The organism is Pseudomonas sp. BN515 (genome assembly GCF_029873155.1).
Classification (GTDB): Bacteria; Pseudomonadota; Gammaproteobacteria; order Pseudomonadales; family Pseudomonadaceae; genus Metapseudomonas.
This window is the reverse complement of record NZ_SSOH01000093.1, coordinates 154,665-173,217: the sequence shown is the minus strand read 5'-3', so window position 1 is coordinate 173,217 and position 18,553 is coordinate 154,665. Positions and strand designations below refer to the sequence as shown.

The window sequence follows — 18,553 nt, the reverse complement described above, 5'->3', positions numbered from 1 at the left end:
GTGCGATGCCAATGTTCCCCAACGCGCAGGGCCGCGCCCTGGCCGTGCTCAATCGCGTAGCCCAGGCCCACTGGCCCGACCGCCTCAAGCTGCGCAAGGTTTTCGAGAAGGTTCTCTACGGCGGCACCCGAGCCGGCTTCATGCTGGCTGCGCGGCGAGCGCGCAGGGTGCCGCGCCAGTCCGCCGCGGATGAGCTGTTCGACCTGTCCCTGTCCGACGAACAGCGGATGCTGGTGGAGATGCTGGAAGCCTTCGCCCTGGGTTCCCTGCGCCCGGCGGCCCACGGCGCGGACGCCCGTTGCGCGGTGCCGGCTGCCTTGCTCAACCAGGGCCATGCACTCGGACTGGCCCACTACGGCGTCGGTGAGAACCTGGGTGGGCTGGCGGGTGAACGCACGATCCTCACCAATGCCCTGATGGCCGAGGCCCTTGCCAAAGGGGATCTCAGTCTCGCCGCAGCGCTGCTGATGCCGCTTTCGGCTGCCAATTGCATCCGCCGCTGGGCCTCTCCCGAGCAGCAGGCCGCCTGCCTGCCGGCCTTTGTCGGCGAGCAGCCGGCACCGCGCATGGCCATTGCCGTCAACGAACCGGCCGTGCTGTTCGATCCCGGCAAGCTGGCCACCCGTGCGCGGCGCAAGGGAAGCAGCTATGTGCTCACTGGCGAAAAGTGCCTGGTGCCGGGTGCGCTGGACGCCAGCCGCCTGATAGTGGCGGCGGAAACCGGCAGCGGGCCGGCGCTGTTCCTGGTCGAGGCGGGCAGCAAGGGGCTCGACCTGCGCCCGGAGCCGGCCATGGGCCTGAAGGCCTGCGGCACGGCGCGGATTCGTCTCAAGGGCGTGAAGGTTCTGGCGGCGAACCGTCTGGCCGCCGTCGACTTCGACTACCAGACCTTCCTCGACCTCGGTCACCTGGCGTGGTGCGCGCTGGCACTGGGCACCGCCCAGGCAGCACTGGATTACGTGATCGGCTACTGCAACGAACGCACGGCGTTCGGCGAGCCCATCAGCCACCGTCAGGGCGTGGCCTTCATGGTCGCGGACATCGCCATCGAACTGGACGCCATGCGCCTGATGGTCTGGCGCGCCTGTGCCCGCGCAGATCGTGGCGAGCCGTTCCGGCGCGAGGCCTACCTGGCGCGTCTGCTCTGTGCCGAGAAGGCCATGAAGATCGGTACCGATGCCGTGCAACTGCTCGGCGGACATGGTTTCACCCAGGAGCACCCAGCCGAGCGCTGGTACCGCGACCTGCGCGCCGTCGCCCTGATGAGCGGCGGACTGCACCTGTGAGGAAAGCCGTATGAATCTGGAAATCCCGAAGAAATTCCGTGGTCTCAGCCATCAGGCCCATCAGGTCGCCCAGCAGTACTTTCGCCCCTTGTCACGCAAGTACGACAAGGCCGAACACGCCTACCCCCGCGAACTGGACCTGCTGGCCGCGCTGCTGGACGGCATGAACGCCGGTTCCCCGGAGGCCGTCGGCGCCGGCTCGGCCAGCAAACGTGGCGCCGGGGCGGAGGATGGCGTGCGCAACGGCGGCAATCTGTCTGCGCTGCTCGGTGTCATGGAGCTGTGCTGGGGCGATGTCGGCTTGCCTCTGGCCATGCCGCGCCAGGGGCTAGGCAATGCCGCCATCGCTGCGGTGGCCAATGAGGAACAGCTCGTGCGCTTTCGCGGTACCTGGGCGGCGATGGCCATCACCGAGCCCGGTTGCGGTTCCGATTCGGCGGCCATTCGCACTACGGCGGTGAAGGATGGCGACCATTACGTGCTCAATGGCGAGAAGATCTTCGTCACCTCCGGCGAGCGTGCCGATGCGGTGGTGGTCTGGGCCAGCCTGGATCGCAGCCTGGGGCGCGCGGCGATCAAGTCCTTCGTGGTGGAGAAGGGCACGCCCGGCATGAGCGTGACCCGCCTGGAGAAGAAGCTCGGCATCAAGGCGTCGGATACCGCCTCCATCAGCTTCAACGACTGTCGAGTGCCGGCGGCCAATCTGCTGGGCAATGCCGAGATTGACGTGCAGAAGGGCTTTGCCGGAGTGATGGAAACCTTCGACAACACCCGCCCGTTGGTGGCTGGCATGGCAGTGGGTGTCGCCAAGGCCGTCCTGGACCGGACCCGCGAACTGCTGGCCAAGGCCGGTTGCCGGTTCGACTACCGTAAGCCGTTGCTGGCCGTCAGCCATGCCGAGGCCTCGCTCTATCGCCTGGAGGCGGAATGGGAGGCAGCGCGCCTGCTGACCCTGAAGGCGGCCTGGATGGCCGACAACCGGCTGCCCAACTCCAAGGAAGCGTCCATCGCCAAGGCCAAGGCCGGACGCGTGGCCAACGAGATCACGTTGAAATGCGTAGAGCTGGCCGGCGCCCTGGGTTACGGCGAGGACGAGTTGCTGGAGAAATGGGCGCGGGATTCGAAGATTCTCGACATCTTCGAAGGTACCCAACAGATCCAGTTGCTGATCGTGGCGCGACGGCTGCTGGGCAAGAGCTCCAGTGAACTGAAGTGATGCCGTAGGGGGTACGCTTAATGGCGATGGGGCGACTTCTTGGGCGCCCCAGCTTTCAGCAGGCCATCTTCTTTCCCATCGGGCGGGCCGTTCCTACCCGGGCCAGCCAGTCTCGCCAGCGCACGCGTTCCTCGTGAACCAGCCAGCCATCCTGTTCGGCAAAACTCTCCGAGAGCCACACGCCACGGGTGCTGGCCGCCTTGAATTCGCCGTTGCGCAGGGTCAGCAGGTCGCCGGTGGGCAGGCCCTGATGCAGTGGTAGCAGGTAGATGTCGGGCCGGCGTCGCTCCAGGCTGGCCACCAGTTTGCCGTCCTGCAGCACTTCATCCACATGGAACAGGCTGATCTGGTGGCAATCCTTCGGCAGCTCCAGGCGCAGGTCGTAGACCAGTTGCAGGGAAGCGGTGGGCAGGTGCACGTAGGCCTCGGGCCGCTCCAGCAGTGTCAGCTTGCCGTTGGTCACCGGGCGTGCGGCGCCGGACAGCGGGCTGAGGCGGAAGTGGCTGGTTTCGCGATAGCGCAGTTGCCGCTGGTAGGGGGTCGGCAGCCAGGTGTCGCCGAAACGCCCGGCGAGCCAGCCTTCCGGCGTCTCGATCAGGCATTCCTCGGCCACTTCCTGAATGGCGGTGAGCAACGGCAGGTTCAGCTCGTGGGCGGGGACGTAGCCGGAAATCAGCTTGAGCACCGTATCGCCGCGATCCTGGCGGCGCTGGCGCACCAGCAGCCAGTAGTCGCGCCCTTGCAGCGCCAGGGTCAGCCGAACCGAGACGCCGAGATTCGCCAGTTCCGCCGCGAAGCGCTGGTTGTCGTTCACCCTGACCGGGCGGCGTCTTTCCAGCATCTGGGTAAAGTTCAGCGGCAGCCCCAGGCTCTGGTAGCTCAGGGCATCGGCGCTGGCTTCGACATGCAGCGGGAGGGTCTTGAACGCGCTGGGGTCCTTGCGGGCGAGGATTCGCGGCATGTCGGCTCCTGGGCTAGGGGTCGGCTAGTGGCGATGGGCTCCGATGACGGCGGCAGCCGTCGCGACATTATGGGACAGATGCAGCGGATTGATGGTCCCGATTATCGCGCTGGTCACCCCCGGATGACCGAAGATCAGTTCGAAGCTGGCGCGGACCGGGTCCACGCCGGTGTCGAGGCAGGCATGACCGCTGGCCAGGCCTTTCTTGATCAGGATGCCCTTGTTCTGTTGCACCGCGAAGTCGAGTACCGGCTTCTCGCCCTGTTCATTGAGGTTGTAGGTGACCATGGCGCAATCCCCCTGTTCCAGCGCCAGGAGCCCGCCGTCGACGGTCTTGCCGGAGAGGCCGAAGGCGCGGATCTTGCCGGCTTGCCTGAGCTCGGCGAGGGTCTCGTAGACACCGCTGTCCCGCAGGATGGCCACGTCATTGCCGTCGGAGTGCACCAGCACCAGGTCGATGAAGTCGGTTTCCAGGCGTTTCAGGCTGCGTTCGACGGAGAAGCGCGTGTGTTCGGGGCTGAAATCGAAACGGGACAGGCCGCCCTCGAACTCTTCGCCCACCTTGCTGACGATCACCCAGTCCTGGCGCTGGCCGCGTAGAAGAGGGCCGAGACGCTCCTCGCTGCGGCCATAGGCCGGCGCGGTGTCGATCAGGTTGATGCCGAGGTCGCGGGCCAGGCCCAGCAGTTGCCGGGCCTCGGCGTCGTCGGGAATGGTGAAGCCGCTGGGGTACTTCACGCCCTGGTCGCGGCCGAGCTTGACGGTACCCAGGCCCAGCGGGGAAACCATCAGGCCGGTGCTGCCCAGGGGGCGATGTAGACCGTGCAGGTTGTTCATCCCAGCAGTTCCTCCCAGGCCGGTTGCGCCACCGTCGGGCGGGGCAGGGCAGGCAGCGGCGGATTGGCTGATGGCCGCACGCCGTCGCGCTCGAAGGCGGCCAGCACGCGGTCGGCGAAGTCCGGCGCCAGGGCCAGCTTGGTGGGCCAGCCCACCAGCAAGCGGTCCTGTTCGGCGAGGAAGGCATTGTCCGGACGAACCAGGCCGCTCTGGGCCGGCTCGGCGCGGTCCACCCGCAGGGTCGCCCATTGCGCGGCGGAGAGGTCGATCCAGGGCAGCAACTGGCGCAGCTCCTGCTCGGCTGCGGCAATCTGTTCCGCTTCGTTGCGGGCCACGCCGTCGGCCTCGGCCAGGTCGCCGCCCAGGTACCACACCCATTGGCCGTCGGTGGCCGGGTGGCTGGTCACGGTGACGCGCGGTTTCGGTCCGCCACCCAGGCAATGGGCGTACAGCGGTTTCAGGCTGGGCGCCTTGACCATCACCATGTGCAGCGGACGGCGCTGCATGGCCGGCTGGCTGAGGCCCAGGGCTTCGAGCAGTGCCTGGTTGCCCGCACCGGCGCTCAGCACGATGCGTTGCGCGCGGACTTCACGACCGTCGATGACCAGCCCGACGAGTTGACCGTCCTCCCGCAAGGGGGCGACTTCGCGGCCCGCGAGTAGACTGTCGCCCGCGAGCTCCGCCAGTCGGCTGATCAGGCTGGGCACGTCCAGCACCAGTTCGGCCAGGCGATAGACCTTGCCCTTGAACTTCGGGTGTTGCAGCGCCGGCGGCAAGGCATCGCCCTTGACCTGGTCGACGCGGCCGCGCACCGCCTTGCTGGCGAAGAAGCTGGTGAGATTTCCGGCCAGGGTGCCGGGGGACCAGAGATAGTGGGCGTCAGAGAGCAGGCGTACCCCGCGAAGATCCAGCTCGCCGTTACCGGCCAGGGCCTCGCGCCAGCGGCGGGGCATGTCGGCGATGGCTTCAGAGGCGCCGGTGAGGGCGCCGTGCAGGGCGTACTTGGCGCCACCGTGGATGATCCCCTGGGATTTGACGCTCTGTTCGCCGCCAAGGCTGGCCTTTTCCACCAGCAACGTGGCGAAGCCTTGCTGGCGCAGGCGGGCATTGAGCCACAGGCCGGCGATACCGCCGCCCAGGATGAGCACATCAGTGGAAAGGGATTCGGCCATGGGTGCAGGCGCCTCGAAAAAAACAGGGGCGCAGTATAGCGCCCCTGTTGTGATGCCGACCTACAGCCCGTGTCGAGAACCGTGCAGCCAGCTCTCAGTGGCCGGTGCTGTTGGAGAACAGCTGGATGACCACCACGCCCGAGACGATCATTCCCATGCCGAGCACCGCGGGGGCATCCAGCTTCTGCTGATAGAGCACCAGCGCGGCGACGCTCACCAGCACGATGCCGAGGCCGGCCCAGATGGCGTAGGCGATGCCCACGGGGATGCTGCGCACCACCAGGGTCAGCATCCAGAAGGCGATGGCGTAGCCGCCGATTACCAGGATCAGGGGCAGCGGTTTGTTGAAGCCGTCGATGGCCTTCATCGAGGTAGTGGCGATCACTTCGGCGGCAATTGCGATAGCGAGATAGATGTAGCCGGTCATGGTCGGACCTCCTGTGCAATGACGCGAATTCTAAGTTCTCGGCTGATGGGATAAAGTCATTTCCCATCTGAATTGAAGATAGGTTGCCCGCCATGCAATGGAACCTGGAACAGATCCGCCTGTTCGTTGCAGTTGCGGAAGGTCAGTCCTTCTCGGCGGTCGCGCGCAGGTTGCGGCGCGCCCAGTCAGCGGTGAGCAGTGGCATTGCCATGCTCGAAGAGGACCTTGGTGTGCAGCTGTTCGACCGCAGCAGTGGTCGCCAACCGCGCCTGACGGCGGCGGGTGTGGCCTTGCTGGAGGAAGCTCGGGAAGTCCTGCGGCAGTGTCAGCGCCTGGACGGCAAGGCCCTGGGGCTGGCGAAGGGCGAAGAAGCGCGCCTGCGCCTGGCCCAGGATGAAGCCATGCCTTATCAGCCCGTGCTGGCCAGCCTGGAAGCATTGGGCAAGGCATTTCCGCTGCTGGAGGTGCAACTGACCACCAGTGCCCAGGGTGAGGTGGCTCGCAAGCTGCTGGAGCGCCGCGCCGATCTTGGGCTGCTGTTCCACCACGAGCAGATGCCCGATGCCCTTGAGCGCCAGCGCCTGGGCACCATCGAAATGGTCACGGTCTGCGGTGCCGGCCACGCCCTGGCCGAAAAAACCTACGCCGACCGCAGCGAACTGGCGCGTCACCGGCAGATCCTCATGTCGCCCCAGGACAGCCATTACCCGGGCGGCGAGCAGATCGGTCCGCAGGTCTGGCGTGCCGACAGCTTCTACGTGATGGCGGAATTGCTGATGCGCGGACTCGGCTGGGCCTGGCTGCCGCGCCATGTGGCCCAGTACCCGGCTTACCAGGGGCAACTGGTGGAGCTGCGCAGCGACTGGACGCCGCCATCGCTGGTGGTGGAACTGGTCTGCCGTCGCGACTCGGCACTTGGGCCGGCGGCGCTCTGGCTGGCCGATAGCCTGGCGGAGCACCTGCAGGCCATGGGTTAGTGCGATCGACGGCGAGTCACGCTAAGCTCCGCGCCCATGAATCGCACCCTCTATACCCTGCTGTTCCATCTCGGTCTGCCCTTGGTAGCGGTACGCCTGGCTTGGCGCGCTTGGCGTGCGCCCGCCTACGCGCGGCGCATCGGCGAGCGTTTTGCCTTTGGCCAGCCATCGATCAAGCCGGGCGGTATCTGGGTCCATGCGGTATCGGTGGGCGAGAGCATCGCCGCCGCTCCGATGGTCCGCGCCCTGCTGGAGCGCCACCCAAACCTGCCCATCACCATCACCTGCATGACGCCCACCGGATCCGAGCGCATCCGCGCGCTGTTCGGCGACAAGGTGCAGCATTGCTACCTGCCCTACGACCTGCCCTGGGCGGCTGCCCGCTTCCTCGACAAGGTGCGGCCGAAGCTGGCGGTGATCATGGAAACCGAACTCTGGCCGAACCACATCCACCAGTGCGCCCGTCGCGGCATCCCGGTGGTGCTGGCCAATGCCCGGCTGTCCGAGCGCTCGGCGCGTGGTTATGCGCGGTTGGCCAAGCTCACCGCGCCCATGCTGGCCGAACTGAGCTGGATCGCGGTGCAGACGGAAGCCGAAGCCGAGCGTTTCCGCACGCTTGGTGCACGTCCTGAATGCGTGGGCGTGACCGGTTCGATCAAGTTCGACCTGCGCATCGACCCGGCGCTGCTCCAGCGCGCAGCGGAGCTGCGTGGCCAATGGGGCGCCGATTCGCGGCCTGTGTGGATTGCCGCGAGCACCCACGCCGGGGAGGATGAAATCGTCCTGGCTGCCCACAAGGTACTGTTGAAGCAGCGGCCGGACGCACTGCTGATCCTGGTGCCGCGTCACCCGGAGCGATTCGGTTCGGTATTCGAGCTGAGTCGTCGCGAAGGGCTGGCAACGGTGCGCCGATCCACCGGCGCGCCTGTCGCCGCGACGGATGCGGTGCTGGTCGGCGATACCATGGGTGAGTTGCTGTTCCTCTACGCGCTGGCCGATATCGCCTTCGTGGGCGGTAGTCTGGTGCCCAATGGCGGCCACAACCTGCTGGAGCCGGCAGCCCTGGGCAAGCCCGTGCTCAGCGGCCCGCACCTGTTCAACTTCCTCGAAATCGCCGCGCAGCTGCGTGACGCGGGGGCACTGGCGGAAGTGGCAGATGCCGAAGCGTTGGCCGCACAGGTTGGCGGGCTCTGGGCCGAGCCGGGGCGTGCAGCAGCGATGCGCGACGCGGGCCTGGGCGTGCTCAAGGCCAATCAGGGTGCATTGGAGCGTCTGCTGGGCGGGATTGCGCGGCTGCTGTAGGGGCGATTTCAATCGCCAAGGGTAGCGTAGCCGCCCCATAGGTGTTTGAAGGGCAGACCTTCGGTCTGCTTGGCGAATGAATTCGCCCCTACAGGAAAAGTCCCTGAACGATTGCGCGAATCAGAACGTCGGCGGGGTGATCACCCAGAGGATCAGCGCATCCTTCTCGCCGGGGTTGCCATAGCGGTGCGGCTCCTGGCTGGAGAAGCTGAAGCTGTCGCCTTCCTGCAGGTGGAAGTGCCGGTCGCCGACCCAGAGTTCGAATTCGCCACTCAGCACGTAGCCGGCTTCTTCGCCCTCGTGGCTGTAACTCTCTTCACTGTAGGTACCCGGCGGGAAGCGCGAATGGAGCATCTCCAGCTGGCGCAGTGGCTGCGGGCTGAGCAGCTCGTCAGTGATTCCGTCTTCGTAGTGCAGGCTGGTGCGGGCGTTGCGGCGCACGACGTAACCACGATCGGCTTCGGTAGTGGGCGCTTCGCTGGCGAAGAACCACTGGATGGTCACGCCCAGGCTGCGGGCGATATTGAACAGCGCGGGAATCGAGGGATAGGCCAGGTTGCGTTCCAGCTGACTGATGTAGCCGGCGGTGAGCTTGCTCTGTTCGGCCAGCTCGGTGAGGGTCAGGCCGCGGCGTTTGCGCAGCGCGCGGATGCGCGTGCCGAGGAATTGGCTCTCGGCGTTGGCGTTCGGCGATGGCAGGCTGGGGCTCATGGTTCCCTCCATGGGACAGGATCGCGGCATTGTATTGCAGCCGCGATCGCCGGCGACACTCAGATGCTCCAGGCCAGCTTCAGTCCCTCGTAAATCGCCTCCTCCACCGTGCGAGGCGCCAGGCAATCGCCGATCCGGCGAAATTCCACCAGGCCTTCCAGCTCACTGCCCAGGTCGTCCACCGGTTGGTGGCCCTGGCAGAGCACCAGGGTGTCCACCTCTTCGAACAGCATCGGTTCGCCACAGGCGGCATGCGTCATGTACACGGTGTTGTCGTCGCAGCCGTAAAGACGTGCATAGGGCGTGATCGGAATACCCATCTTGTGCAGCTCTCCGGCCATCTGGTCACGCACGTAAAGGGGCAGGCTCTCGCCGCAATGAGTGCCACTTACCGCCAGGCGCACCTGGTGGCCATTGCGCGCCAGGCGTTCGGCGATGCCGGGGGCGATCCAGTCGCCGCGCCAGTCGGTAACCACCACCGAACGGCCCAGTTGCACTTCGTCACGCAGGACCTGCCAGGCGTCGACCACCTGCAACTCGCCGCCGCGCTCGAAGGCCGGCCAGTAGGGTTTCGCGCCGGTGGCGAGGATCACCAGGTCGGGACGCTCGCGCTCCACCAGGGCGCGGTCGACGCGGACATTGCGCTGCACTTGCACGCCAGCCAGTTCCATCTCCCGTTGAAGGTTGGTGGCGGCCCCGCCGAACTCCGCGCGGCGCGGCAGCAACTGGGCCAGCAACACTTGCCCGCCGAGCTGGTTACCCGCCTCGAAGAGGGTTACCTCATGGCCGCGCTGGGCCGCCACGGCGGCGGCCTTCATGCCCGCCGGCCCTCCGCCCACCACCATCACGCGCTTGCGCACGGCAGCAGGTTTCGGTTCTCCGTAGGTCAGTTCACGACCGGTTTCCGGGTGCTGGATACAGGAGATGGGATAGCCGCGATGGAAGTGGCCGATGCACGCCTGATTGCAGGCGATGCAGGCACGCACATCGTCGCTGCGGCCATTGGCGGCCTTGTTCGGCATCTGCGGGTCGCAGATCAGTGCGCGGGTCATGCCGCAGACATCCGCCTGGCCGCGGGCGAGGATGCTCTCGGCTTCCTGGGGCTGGTTGATCCGTCCGGTGACGAAGAGTGGGATGTCCAGGCGTGACTTGAAGGTCCCAGCGGTGGAAGCCAGGTAGGCCGCTTCGATGGCCATGGGCGGCACGATATGGATGGCGCCCCCGATGGAGGCGGAGGTACCGGCCACCAGGTGCAGGTAGTCGAGTTGCCCTTGCAGGGCGAGCGCGGCGGTCAGGGATTCGTCTTCGGTCAGGCCTTCCGGGTCGCGTTCGTCGGCGGAGATGCGCATCCCGACGATGAAGTCTTCCGGGCAGTTGGCGCGCACGGCCTGTATCACTTCGCGGACGAAGCGCAGGCGGGCGTCCAGGTCGCCGTTGTAAGCGTCTTCCCGGCGGTTCACGCGCGGGTTGAGGAACTGCGCAGGCAGATAACCGTGGCTGGCGACGATCTCCACGCCGTCCAGACCCGCCTCGGACAACCGGCGGGCGGCTGCGCCGTAGCCGGCGACGATCTCGTCGATCATTCGTTGGTCCAGGGCTCTCGGCATCACGCGGAAACGCTCGTTGGGCGAAGCCGACGCGGACCAGGCCACCGTCAGCAGGCCATCGCTGGACTCCATGATTTCCCGGCCCGGATGGAAGACCTGGGAAAGCACCACCGTGCCTTCGGCATGGCAGGCGTCGGCCAGGCGGCGATAGCCCTCGATGCAGGCATCGTCGGTGGCCATCAGCACATGGGAGGTGTAGCGCGCGCTGTCATGCACCCCGGCCACTTGCAGGACGATGAGGCCGACTCCACCCCTGGCGCGAGCGCGGTGGTAGGCGACGAGCTGGTCGTTGACCAGGTTGTCGGCGGGCATCGAGGTGTCGTGTCCGCTGGACATGATCCGGTTCTTCAGGCGTTTGCCGCGGATTTCCAGGGGCTCGAAAAGGAGCGGGAAGGTGGCACTGGACATGGAGGCTCCTGAGGGCCTGGCGGCCCGCTTGTTCTTGTTGAGCCATGGAAATTTACCTTCAGTAAAAAATCAACTTGTTTTTTTACTTTGTCCCGGCTTAGCTTCGTGTCAGCCCGAGCTGGGCAGGCTTCATGACAACAACAAGAGGAGAAGCACCAATGCGGCAGTCATTCGTCCCTCACCTGAGCAACCGTTCACATCCTTGTTCCGTTCCTGCTTCCAGCCACGCGGGCCGTCTGCTCGCCGGCTTGGCGCTCGCTTGTAGCCTGGGAAGCGTCCAGGCGGCTGACACCATGGTGGTGGTGGGCTACGGCGGGGCAGGGCAGAAAGCCCTGAGTGACGCCTTCTTCAAGCCCTTCGCCACGGCCAGCGGAGCCCCGCTGACGGAGGGCGAATACAACGGCGAGATGGCGCGGATCAAGGTGATGGCCGATACCGGCAGCGTCGACTGGGATCTGGTTGAGATCGAGGCGCCTGACCTGGTGCGTGGCTGCGAGGAAGGCCTGTTCGAGCGCCTGGATTGGCAGCGCATAGGCGGTGCCGATCAGTTGATTGCCGATGCAGCCCAGGAATGCGGGTCGGCCACCATGGTCTGGAGCGTGGCACTGGCCTATGACGCCGGCAAGCTGGCTGAGGCGCCGAAGTCCTGGGCGGACTTCTGGGATGTGCAGCGCTTCCCCGGCAAGCGCGGGCTGCGCAAGCGGGCGGTGTACAACCTGGAATTCGCGCTGCTGGCCGATGGTGTAAAGCGCGAGGATGTCTATAAGGTGCTGGCTACGCCGGCAGGGGTGGAGCGGGCCTTTGCCAAGCTGGATCAGCTCAAGCCCCATATCCAGTGGTGGGAGGCGGGGGCCCAGCCCGTGCAATGGCTGGCCGCCGGTGACGTGACCATGACTTCGGTCTACAGCGGGCGCATCGCCGCGGCCCACCAGGAAGGCAACAAGTTCGCCGTGGTGTGGCCGGATAGCCTTTACGGCATGGACTACTGGGCAATCATCAAGGGCTCGAAGCACGTCGACCGCGCCCACCAACTGATCGCCTTCATCAACAAGGCCGACAACCAGGCCGACTACGTCAAACGAATTCCCTACGGGCCGGTCAACCAGCAGGCCTTCGAGCGCCTCGACCCGGCGCTGACCGGTTGGCTGCCCAGCGCGCCGCAGAACATGGCGCAGGCCCTGCCGATGGATGTGGAGTTCTGGACTGACCACGGCGAAGACCTGGAGCAGCGCTTCAACGCCTGGGCGGCAAAGTAGGAGCGAATTCATTTGAACTTGGGAAACCACGTCCTGAGGACGTGGTCATGAGTCATCGGCTCTGCCTGTGACGATTCGACTGCTTGGGCTAGCAGGATGAAGGCGATCGGGTAGGGCGCGCCGTGCGCACCGGCGGTTTGGCCTGGTGCCGAAGCGGGTCCTGAAGTCGGTGCGCACAGCGCACCCTACGGTCCAGACCGGGCGAAAGAGGTCGGCGTTGTGCTCGGTAGTGGATTCGCCCCCTTCCAGGGGGCTACCGCAAGTCCATGTTCTACGAACGTGGATGTTTACTCGCGAAGCAGGCCGTCGGCCTGCGTGGCCCAGCTTCGCGACCAACGTGACCATCGCGAATGAATTCGCTCCCACAAATCCAATAAAAAAGCCCGGCAGTGATGCCGGGCTTTTTCGTGTGAAGCGGGACTCAGTATTCCGGGTCGCCTTTCAGGCTGGCTTCTGCAGCCTTGGCCAGGTCCGGCGGGAGGAAGTCCTTGTCCGGGTTGTAGTCGGGCTTGAGGAAGCCGGCCAGGGCTTCCAGATCGGCCGGGCTCAGGGTGCCGGCAGCCTGCTTCAGGCGCAGGTTGTCGAGGATGTAGTCGTAGCGAGCGTTGTTGTAGTCGCGTACCGAGCTGTACAGCTGGCGCTGGGCATCGAGCACGTCGACGATGTTGCGGGTACCGACCTGGTAGCCGATTTCGGTGGCTTCCAGGGCGCTCTGGTTGGAGATGATCGACTGCCGGCGCGCCTTCACCTGCTCCACGTCGGTGTTCACCGCACGGTGGAAGTTGCGGGTGTTCTGCACCACGGTGCGGCGCAGGCTTTCGCGCTGCTGCTCGGTCTGGTTCAGGCGCTGGTAGGACTCGCGAACCTGGGAGCTGATCAGACCGCCACTGTAGATCGGGATGTTCAGCTGCAGGCCGATGCTGCGCTGCTCCACGTCGCCACTGAACGGATCCTGGCCGGGCAGGGTGGAGCCGTTATTGCTGAAGCCGAGGCTGTCGTTGTCGCCCTTCTGGTAGCTGGCTACCGCATCGACGGTCGGCGCGTGGCCGGCCTTGCGCTGGCGCAGGGTCTCTTCGGCGGCATCGACGGCGTAGTTGGCCGCCTGCAGGTTCAGGTTCTGCTGGGCGGCGGTATCGACCCAGGCCTTGGCGTCGTTGGGGGCGGGCACCACGACCGGCAGGGTGTGGAGGATGCCTTCGATCGAGGCGTACTCGCGGTTGGTCAGGGTCACCAGCGCCTGGAAGGCGTCTTCCACGTTGCGCTCGGCGATGATCCGGTTGGCACGGGCGGTGTCGTAGCCGGCCTGGGCTTCCAGTACGTCGGTCTTGTCCGAGAGGCCGACGTCGAAACGTTCATTGGCCTGGTCAAGTTGGCGCTTGAACGCCGCTTCTTCGGCTTTGGTCGAGGCCAGGTTGTCCTGGGCGCGCAGCACGGCGAAATAGGTCTCGGCGGTCTGCAGGATCAGGTTCTGCTGGGTCGCGGAGAAGTCCAGGGCAGCCTGCTCTGTGCTGGACTCGGCGGCTTTCAGCTGGAACCAGCGGTCAGCACGGAAGATCGGCTGGCTCAGGGTCGCCTGGTAGGCGATGCCGCTGCGCGAAAAGGTGTTGGAGGGGTCGTCCAGCTTGGTCCGGGTGTCGTTGGACGTGGCGCCGCCGTTGATTTGCGGCAGCAGGCCGGAACGAGCCTGGGGTACGGCCTCGCGCTGCGCTTCATAGTTGGCGCGAGCGGCGGCGAGGTCGGCGTTGTTGTCGACAGCGTCCTTGTAGACGGTCACGAGGTCCGTCTTGGCTGACAGGGGGGCATCTACGGCCCAGGCGGTTCCGGCAAAGGCGGATGCCACGGCGATGGCCAGCGAGAGTCTGCGCAGCATGATCAATCCTGGATTCTGAGGTGTCGGGCAAGGCTACGGGGCCGCTGGGGGCGGGTCAAGACGCCCCACCGGCGGCCTGAGTGTAGTTTGCGACAAGCTATGTTTCCTGCGTGCAACAATCGATTTTTGTTATCGGTGCTGCGTCACTTCCCGACGTACTGGTCACGATATTCTGACCACCGGGTTGGTTTTCTCCGCCGAGCTTGTTTAGACTGCCCGGGTTCTTGTCGGGGTGCCTCGAATCGGAGGCTGAGATCGGATAGTTCCGGATCCCGTTGAACCTGATCAGGTTAAGGCCTGCGTAGGGAACAAGATGTGCCTCCCCAGCCCGCATTCCGGGAGGCTCCTCTCGGCACCGGTCCCGGTGCACTCTCTTTCAGGTTCGCTCCGACATCATCCCAGGAGCCAGCCCGATGACCGCAAAACAACAAAAGAACCTGAGCGAGAGCGCCCAGGTCGACCAGCAATCCATCCAGCCTTTCCCCCGTTCGCAGAAAGTCTATGTGCAGGGCTCCCGCCCGGACATCCGCGTGCCCATGCGCGAGATCAGCCTGGATGTGACCCCCACCGCCTTCGGTGGCGAGATCAATGCCCCGGTCACCGTCTATGACACCTCCGGCCCCTACACCGACCCGAGCGTCAGCATCGACGTGCGCAAGGGCCTGGCCGATGTGCGCTCGCCCTGGATCGACGACCGCAACGACACCGAGCGCCTGCCGGGCCTGACCTCCGAGTTCGGCCAGCGCCGCCTGGCCGATGCCGAACTGGCCGCCATGCGCTTCGCCCACGTGCGCAACCCGCGCCGCGCCAAGTCCGGCCAGAACGTCACCCAGATGCACTACGCGAAGAAGGGCATCATCACGCCCGAGATGGAATTCGTCGCCATCCGCGAAAACATGAAGCTGGCCGAAGCGCGCGAAGCCGGCCTGCTCAAGGAACAGCACGCCGGCCACAGCTTTGGCGCAGCCATTCCGAAGGAAATCACCCCCGAGTTCGTGCGCCAGGAGGTGGCCCGCGGCCGCGCCATCATCCCGGCCAACATCAACCACGTGGAGCTGGAGCCGATGATCATCGGCCGCAACTTCCTGGTGAAGATCAACGGCAACATCGGCAACTCGGCACTGGGTTCGTCCATCGAAGAAGAAGTGGCCAAGCTCACCTGGGGCATCCGCTGGGGCTCGGACACGGTCATGGACCTGTCCACCGGCAAGCACATCCATGAAACCCGCGAGTGGATCATCCGTAACTCGCCGGTACCGATCGGCACCGTGCCGGTCTACCAGGCCCTGGAAAAGGTCGGCGGCATCGCCGAGGACCTGACCTGGGAACTGTTCCGCGACACCCTGATCGAGCAGGCCGAGCAGGGCGTGGACTACTTCACCATCCACTCCGGCGTGCTGCTGCGTTATGTGCCGCTGACCGCCAAGCGCGTGACCGGCATCGTGTCCCGTGGCGGCTCGATCATGGCCAAGTGGTGCCTGGCCCACCACAAGGAGAATTTCCTCTACACCCACTTCGAGGAAATCTGCGAAATCATGAAGGCCTACGACGTCAGCTTCTCGCTGGGCGATGGCCTGCGTCCGGGCTCTATCGCCGACGCCAACGACGCTGCACAGTTCGGTGAGCTGGAAACCCTCGGCGAGCTGACCAAGATCGCCTGGAAGCACGACGTGCAGACCATGATCGAAGGCCCCGGTCACGTGCCGATGCACCTGATCAAGGAAAACATGGACAAGCAACTGGAATGCTGCGACGAGGCGCCTTTCTACACCCTCGGCCCGCTGACCACCGACATCGCCCCCGGCTACGATCACATCACCTCCGGCATCGGCGCCGCGATGATCGGCTGGTTCGGTTGCGCCATGCTTTGCTACGTGACCCCGAAGGAGCACCTGGGCCTGCCGAACAAGGATGACGTGAAGACCGGCATCATCACCTACAAGATCGCCGCCCACGCTGCCGACCTCGCCAAGGGCCACCCGGGCGCACAGATTCGCGACAACGCACTGTCCAAGGCGCGCTTCGAGTTCCGCTGGGAAGACCAGTTCAACCTCGGCCTGGACCCGGATACCGCGCGTGCCTTCCACGATGAGACCCTGCCGAAGGAATCGGCCAAGGTGGCGCACTTCTGCTCCATGTGCGGGCCGAAGTTCTGCTCCATGAAGATCACTCAGGAAGTGCGCGACTACGCCAAGGAGAACGGCCTGACCGACGAGCAGAAGGCCATCGAGGCCGGTTTCGCCGAGCAGTCCGGGCGCTTCAAGGAAGAAGGTTCGATGATTTACAAGCAGGTCTGACGACCCGCCGCGTGACCCCGGACAGGCCTGGCCCTGTCTCACCACACCGCAAGCCGGGCCTCGTGCCCGGCTTTGCGGTTTGTGGTCAAACCATAACTACAGTCCTTTCAGGGCATCTGCCATCGTGAACACCCCAACCAGCTATTCGCCGTCCATCCCGGTCGCCTTCGACCAGCGCGTACTCGGCACGCGCGACCTGTTTTCCCTCTGGTTTTCCCTCGGCCTCGGCCTGATGGTGTTGCAGACCGGCGCATTGCTGGCGCCGGGCCTCGGTACCAGCGATGCGCTGCTGGCCATCCTGCTCGGTACCGGCGTCGGCGTGCTGCTGCTGGGCTCGGCGGCGATGATCGGCAGCGACACCGGTCTCGCCGCCATGGCCTCGCTCAAGCTGAGCCTCGGTTCGGCCGGTGCGACCGTGCCGGCGTTCCTCAACCTGCTGCAACTGGTGGGTTGGGGCGCCTTCGAAATCATCGTGATGCGTGACGCCGCCAGCCTGCTGGTCGCCCGAGGCCTGGGTGAAGGCAGCCTGTGGGCCTCGCCGGTGCTCTGGACCCTGGTGTTCGGCGCCCTGGCCACCCTGCTGGCAGTGGCCGGTCCGCTCGCCTTCGTGCGGCGGATCCTGCGTCGCTGGGGGATCTGGCTGTTGCTGGGTGCCTGCGTCTGGCTGACCTGGGACCTGCTGAATCGCGCCGACTTCTCTGCGCTGATGGCGCGTGCCGGTGATGGTTCCATGTCCTTCGCCCTGGGTTTCGACATCGCCATCGCCATGCCGCTGTCGTGGCTGCCGTTGATCGCCGACTACTCGCGCTTCGGCCGTCGTGGCGGCGGTGTGTTCCTCGGTTCCGCACTGGGCTTCTTCATCGGCTGCCTGTGGCTGATGGGCCTTGGCGTGGCCTACACCCTGGCTTTTGCCGAGGGCAGCGACGCCAATGCCCTGCTGTTGGCCCTGGCCGGTGCGGGCATGGGTATCCCGCTGCTGCTGATCCTGCTGGACGAGTCGGAAAAGGCCTTTGCCGATATCCACTCGGCCGCGGTGTCCAGCGGCATCCTGCTGCCGCTGAAGGTGGAGCATCTGGCGCTGGCCATCGGGGCGCTCTGTACCCTGATAGCCTGGTTCGCGCCGCTGGCCGAGTACCAGAACTTCCTGCTGCTGATCGGCTCGGTCTTCGCGCCGCTGTTCGGCGTGGTGCTGGTGGATCACTTCATCCTGCGCCGCCGCCGCGCGGAACTCGCGCCGCGCGTGGCGTTGCGCTGGGACACGCTGGTGGCCTGGGGCTGCGGCGTGGCGATCTACCACCTGCTGGCTAACCACTGGCCGGATCTGGGGGCGACCCTGCCGGCACTGCTGGCTGCCGGCGTATTGCAGCTTCTGCTGGGACGCTTCAGCCGCGTCCGGGGAAATACTGGGGCTTCAGTATTCCGTTGAGTTGCGGGTAGGGGATGCGGATTTCCGGATGCCCGCTGGAGTAGGGCGCGATGCTGTACACGTCGTACTTCAGCAGCATGGCGCCGTAGCCCAGGCCCACGTTGGCGGTGCGCTCGAACGGCCAGGTCTTGATGAAGTCGGGGTCCTGGTCGAGCTTGTTGGTCGCCAGCCAGCGAAGGTGAGCCTGCTCGGCGACTTTCCAGAAAGCCTCTTCCTGGCCGGGAAGCAGCATGTCGCCAAGGCTCAGGGGCTTCTCCAGCTTGCGGTCGTAGTTGATGAAGCCGCGTCCCGGCATGCCGTGGGCGCCGCCGGTGAAGAGGTAGCTGGACAGCTCCACCAGCACCAGGTTGTCGTGCTGCTCCAGCACCTTGGCCTGCAGGTAGCTGCTCCAGCCCGGTTCTGCGCTGGCGAGGAAATCCTTCTCGTAGGACTCGAGCGATGCTGGTAGCGGCGAGCCCGGGGCGTCCTGGGTCATGCGCAACAGGCGCTCGTTGATCAGCGCATTGAGCTGCGGTTCGTCGGCGAAGCTGATGGTGTCGATGTTCACCAGCGGGCAGGTCTCGCCCTGGCAACCGGGTTTCAGGTGTTCCCAGGCATGGCGCTGCGGCTCCAGTTTGCCGCTGCCGCCGGGCAGCATCTGGCAGGCGCTGAGCAGGGTGCCGAGGCAGGCGGCGGCAAGGAGTCTGGCGAGGGGCATCGGCTTCATCTTCGGGGGCGGATTCCGGAAAAAAGTGCAGGCTTCGACTGCCGCAGAGGCCATGAGTTCGCGCTCCACGGGCAGCCTTTCGCCGCGCATCTTC

15 protein-coding genes and 1 riboswitch are annotated in these 18,553 nt (G+C 65.7%); of the genes, 7 read left to right on the top strand and 8 right to left on the bottom strand.

Annotation, left to right across the window (positions count from 1 at the left end; translation table 11 throughout):
• Positions 1 to 5: 5 nt before the first annotated feature.
• Together E8E91_RS28505 and E8E91_RS28500 are read left to right on the top strand one after the other, a co-directional pair.
• A complete protein-coding gene (locus E8E91_RS28505; protein ID WP_280380582.1) occupies positions 6 to 1,286 on the top strand; it encodes an acyl-CoA dehydrogenase family protein in 1,281 nt (426 codons plus the stop codon).
• Between the two features lie 10 nt (positions 1,287 to 1,296).
• Positions 1,297 to 2,502 carry an acyl-CoA dehydrogenase family protein gene (locus E8E91_RS28500; protein ID WP_280380580.1) on the top strand — a complete coding sequence of 402 codons (1,206 nt, stop codon included), beginning with the start codon at positions 1,297 to 1,299 and terminating at the stop codon, positions 2,500 to 2,502.
• Positions 2,503 to 2,557: 55 nt separating this feature from the next.
• On the opposite strand, the gene E8E91_RS28495 is transcribed toward E8E91_RS28500, so the two are convergent.
• The 4 genes from E8E91_RS28495 to E8E91_RS28480 all read right to left on the bottom strand — a co-directional run bounded on the left by E8E91_RS28495 (position 2,558) and on the right by E8E91_RS28480 (position 5,899).
• On the bottom strand, positions 2,558 to 3,463 hold the full coding sequence (locus E8E91_RS28495; protein ID WP_280370406.1) for a metal ABC transporter ATPase: 906 nt from the start codon (positions 3,461 to 3,463) through the stop codon (positions 2,558 to 2,560).
• 24 nt (positions 3,464 to 3,487) lie between these two features.
• The gene (locus tag E8E91_RS28490; RefSeq protein WP_280380578.1) at positions 3,488 to 4,300 is read right to left on the bottom strand and encodes an aldo/keto reductase; all 813 of its coding nucleotides are present in this window, start codon (positions 4,298 to 4,300) and stop codon (positions 3,488 to 3,490) included.
• Positions 4,297 to 5,472, bottom strand: a complete 1,176-nt coding sequence (locus E8E91_RS28485) for an FAD-dependent oxidoreductase (RefSeq protein ID WP_280380576.1) — start codon at positions 5,470 to 5,472, stop codon at positions 4,297 to 4,299. The genes E8E91_RS28490 and E8E91_RS28485 overlap by 4 nt, the downstream gene beginning before the upstream one ends.
• A 94-nt stretch (positions 5,473 to 5,566) precedes the next feature.
• Positions 5,567 to 5,899 (bottom strand): SMR family transporter, encoded by a 333-nt coding sequence (locus E8E91_RS28480; RefSeq protein ID WP_179062461.1) that lies wholly within the window; start codon positions 5,897 to 5,899, stop codon positions 5,567 to 5,569.
• 92 nt (positions 5,900 to 5,991) lie between these two features.
• Here E8E91_RS28480 and E8E91_RS28475 point away from each other — a divergent pair, with 92 nt between their 5' ends.
• Together E8E91_RS28475 and waaA are read left to right on the top strand one after the other, a co-directional pair.
• A complete protein-coding gene (locus E8E91_RS28475; protein ID WP_280380574.1) occupies positions 5,992 to 6,876 on the top strand; it encodes a LysR family transcriptional regulator in 885 nt (294 codons plus the stop codon).
• Positions 6,877 to 6,912: 36 nt separating this feature from the next.
• Positions 6,913 to 8,178: a lipid IV(A) 3-deoxy-D-manno-octulosonic acid transferase gene (gene waaA / locus E8E91_RS28470; RefSeq protein ID WP_280380571.1), complete on the top strand. Its 1,266-nt coding sequence runs from the start codon at positions 6,913 to 6,915 to the stop codon at positions 8,176 to 8,178.
• A gap of 120 nt (positions 8,179 to 8,298) precedes the next feature.
• On the opposite strand, the gene E8E91_RS28465 is transcribed toward waaA, so the two are convergent.
• Together E8E91_RS28465 and E8E91_RS28460 are read right to left on the bottom strand one after the other, a co-directional pair.
• Complete coding sequence (locus E8E91_RS28465) at positions 8,299 to 8,919, bottom strand: cupin domain-containing protein (protein ID WP_190831407.1); 621 nt, start codon at positions 8,917 to 8,919, stop codon at positions 8,299 to 8,301.
• A 29-nt stretch (positions 8,920 to 8,948) separates the two neighbouring features.
• On the bottom strand, positions 8,949 to 10,904 hold the full coding sequence (locus E8E91_RS28460) for an FAD-dependent oxidoreductase (protein ID WP_280380569.1): 1,956 nt from the start codon (positions 10,902 to 10,904) through the stop codon (positions 8,949 to 8,951).
• A gap of 158 nt (positions 10,905 to 11,062) precedes the next feature.
• Between E8E91_RS28460 and E8E91_RS28455 the strand changes: the two genes are divergently transcribed.
• Positions 11,063 to 12,160 (top strand): ABC transporter substrate-binding protein, encoded by a 1,098-nt coding sequence (locus tag E8E91_RS28455; protein ID WP_280380567.1) that lies wholly within the window; start codon positions 11,063 to 11,065, stop codon positions 12,158 to 12,160.
• Positions 12,161 to 12,581: 421 nt separating this feature from the next.
• Here E8E91_RS28455 and E8E91_RS28450 read toward each other — a convergent pair whose 3' ends face one another.
• Complete coding sequence (locus E8E91_RS28450) at positions 12,582 to 14,030, bottom strand: TolC family outer membrane protein (RefSeq protein ID WP_190831409.1); 1,449 nt, start codon at positions 14,028 to 14,030, stop codon at positions 12,582 to 12,584.
• A 218-nt stretch (positions 14,031 to 14,248) separates the two neighbouring features.
• Positions 14,249 to 14,355, top strand: a riboswitch (TPP riboswitch).
• Between the two features lie 88 nt (positions 14,356 to 14,443).
• On the opposite strand from E8E91_RS28450, the gene thiC reads away from it, so the two are divergent.
• Positions 14,444 to 16,327, top strand: a complete 1,884-nt coding sequence (thiC, locus tag E8E91_RS28445) for a phosphomethylpyrimidine synthase ThiC (protein ID WP_280370421.1) — start codon at positions 14,444 to 14,446, stop codon at positions 16,325 to 16,327.
• Positions 16,328 to 16,448: 121 nt separating this feature from the next.
• Complete coding sequence (gene cytX, locus E8E91_RS28440; protein ID WP_280380759.1) at positions 16,449 to 17,753, top strand: putative hydroxymethylpyrimidine transporter CytX; 1,305 nt, start codon at positions 16,449 to 16,451, stop codon at positions 17,751 to 17,753.
• Here the strand turns inward: cytX and E8E91_RS28435 are convergent.
• Positions 17,710 to 18,450, bottom strand: a complete 741-nt coding sequence (locus E8E91_RS28435) for a DUF3298 and DUF4163 domain-containing protein (RefSeq protein WP_280380565.1) — start codon at positions 18,448 to 18,450, stop codon at positions 17,710 to 17,712. The genes cytX and E8E91_RS28435 overlap by 44 nt on opposite strands.
• Positions 18,451 to 18,553 lie beyond the last annotated feature (103 nt).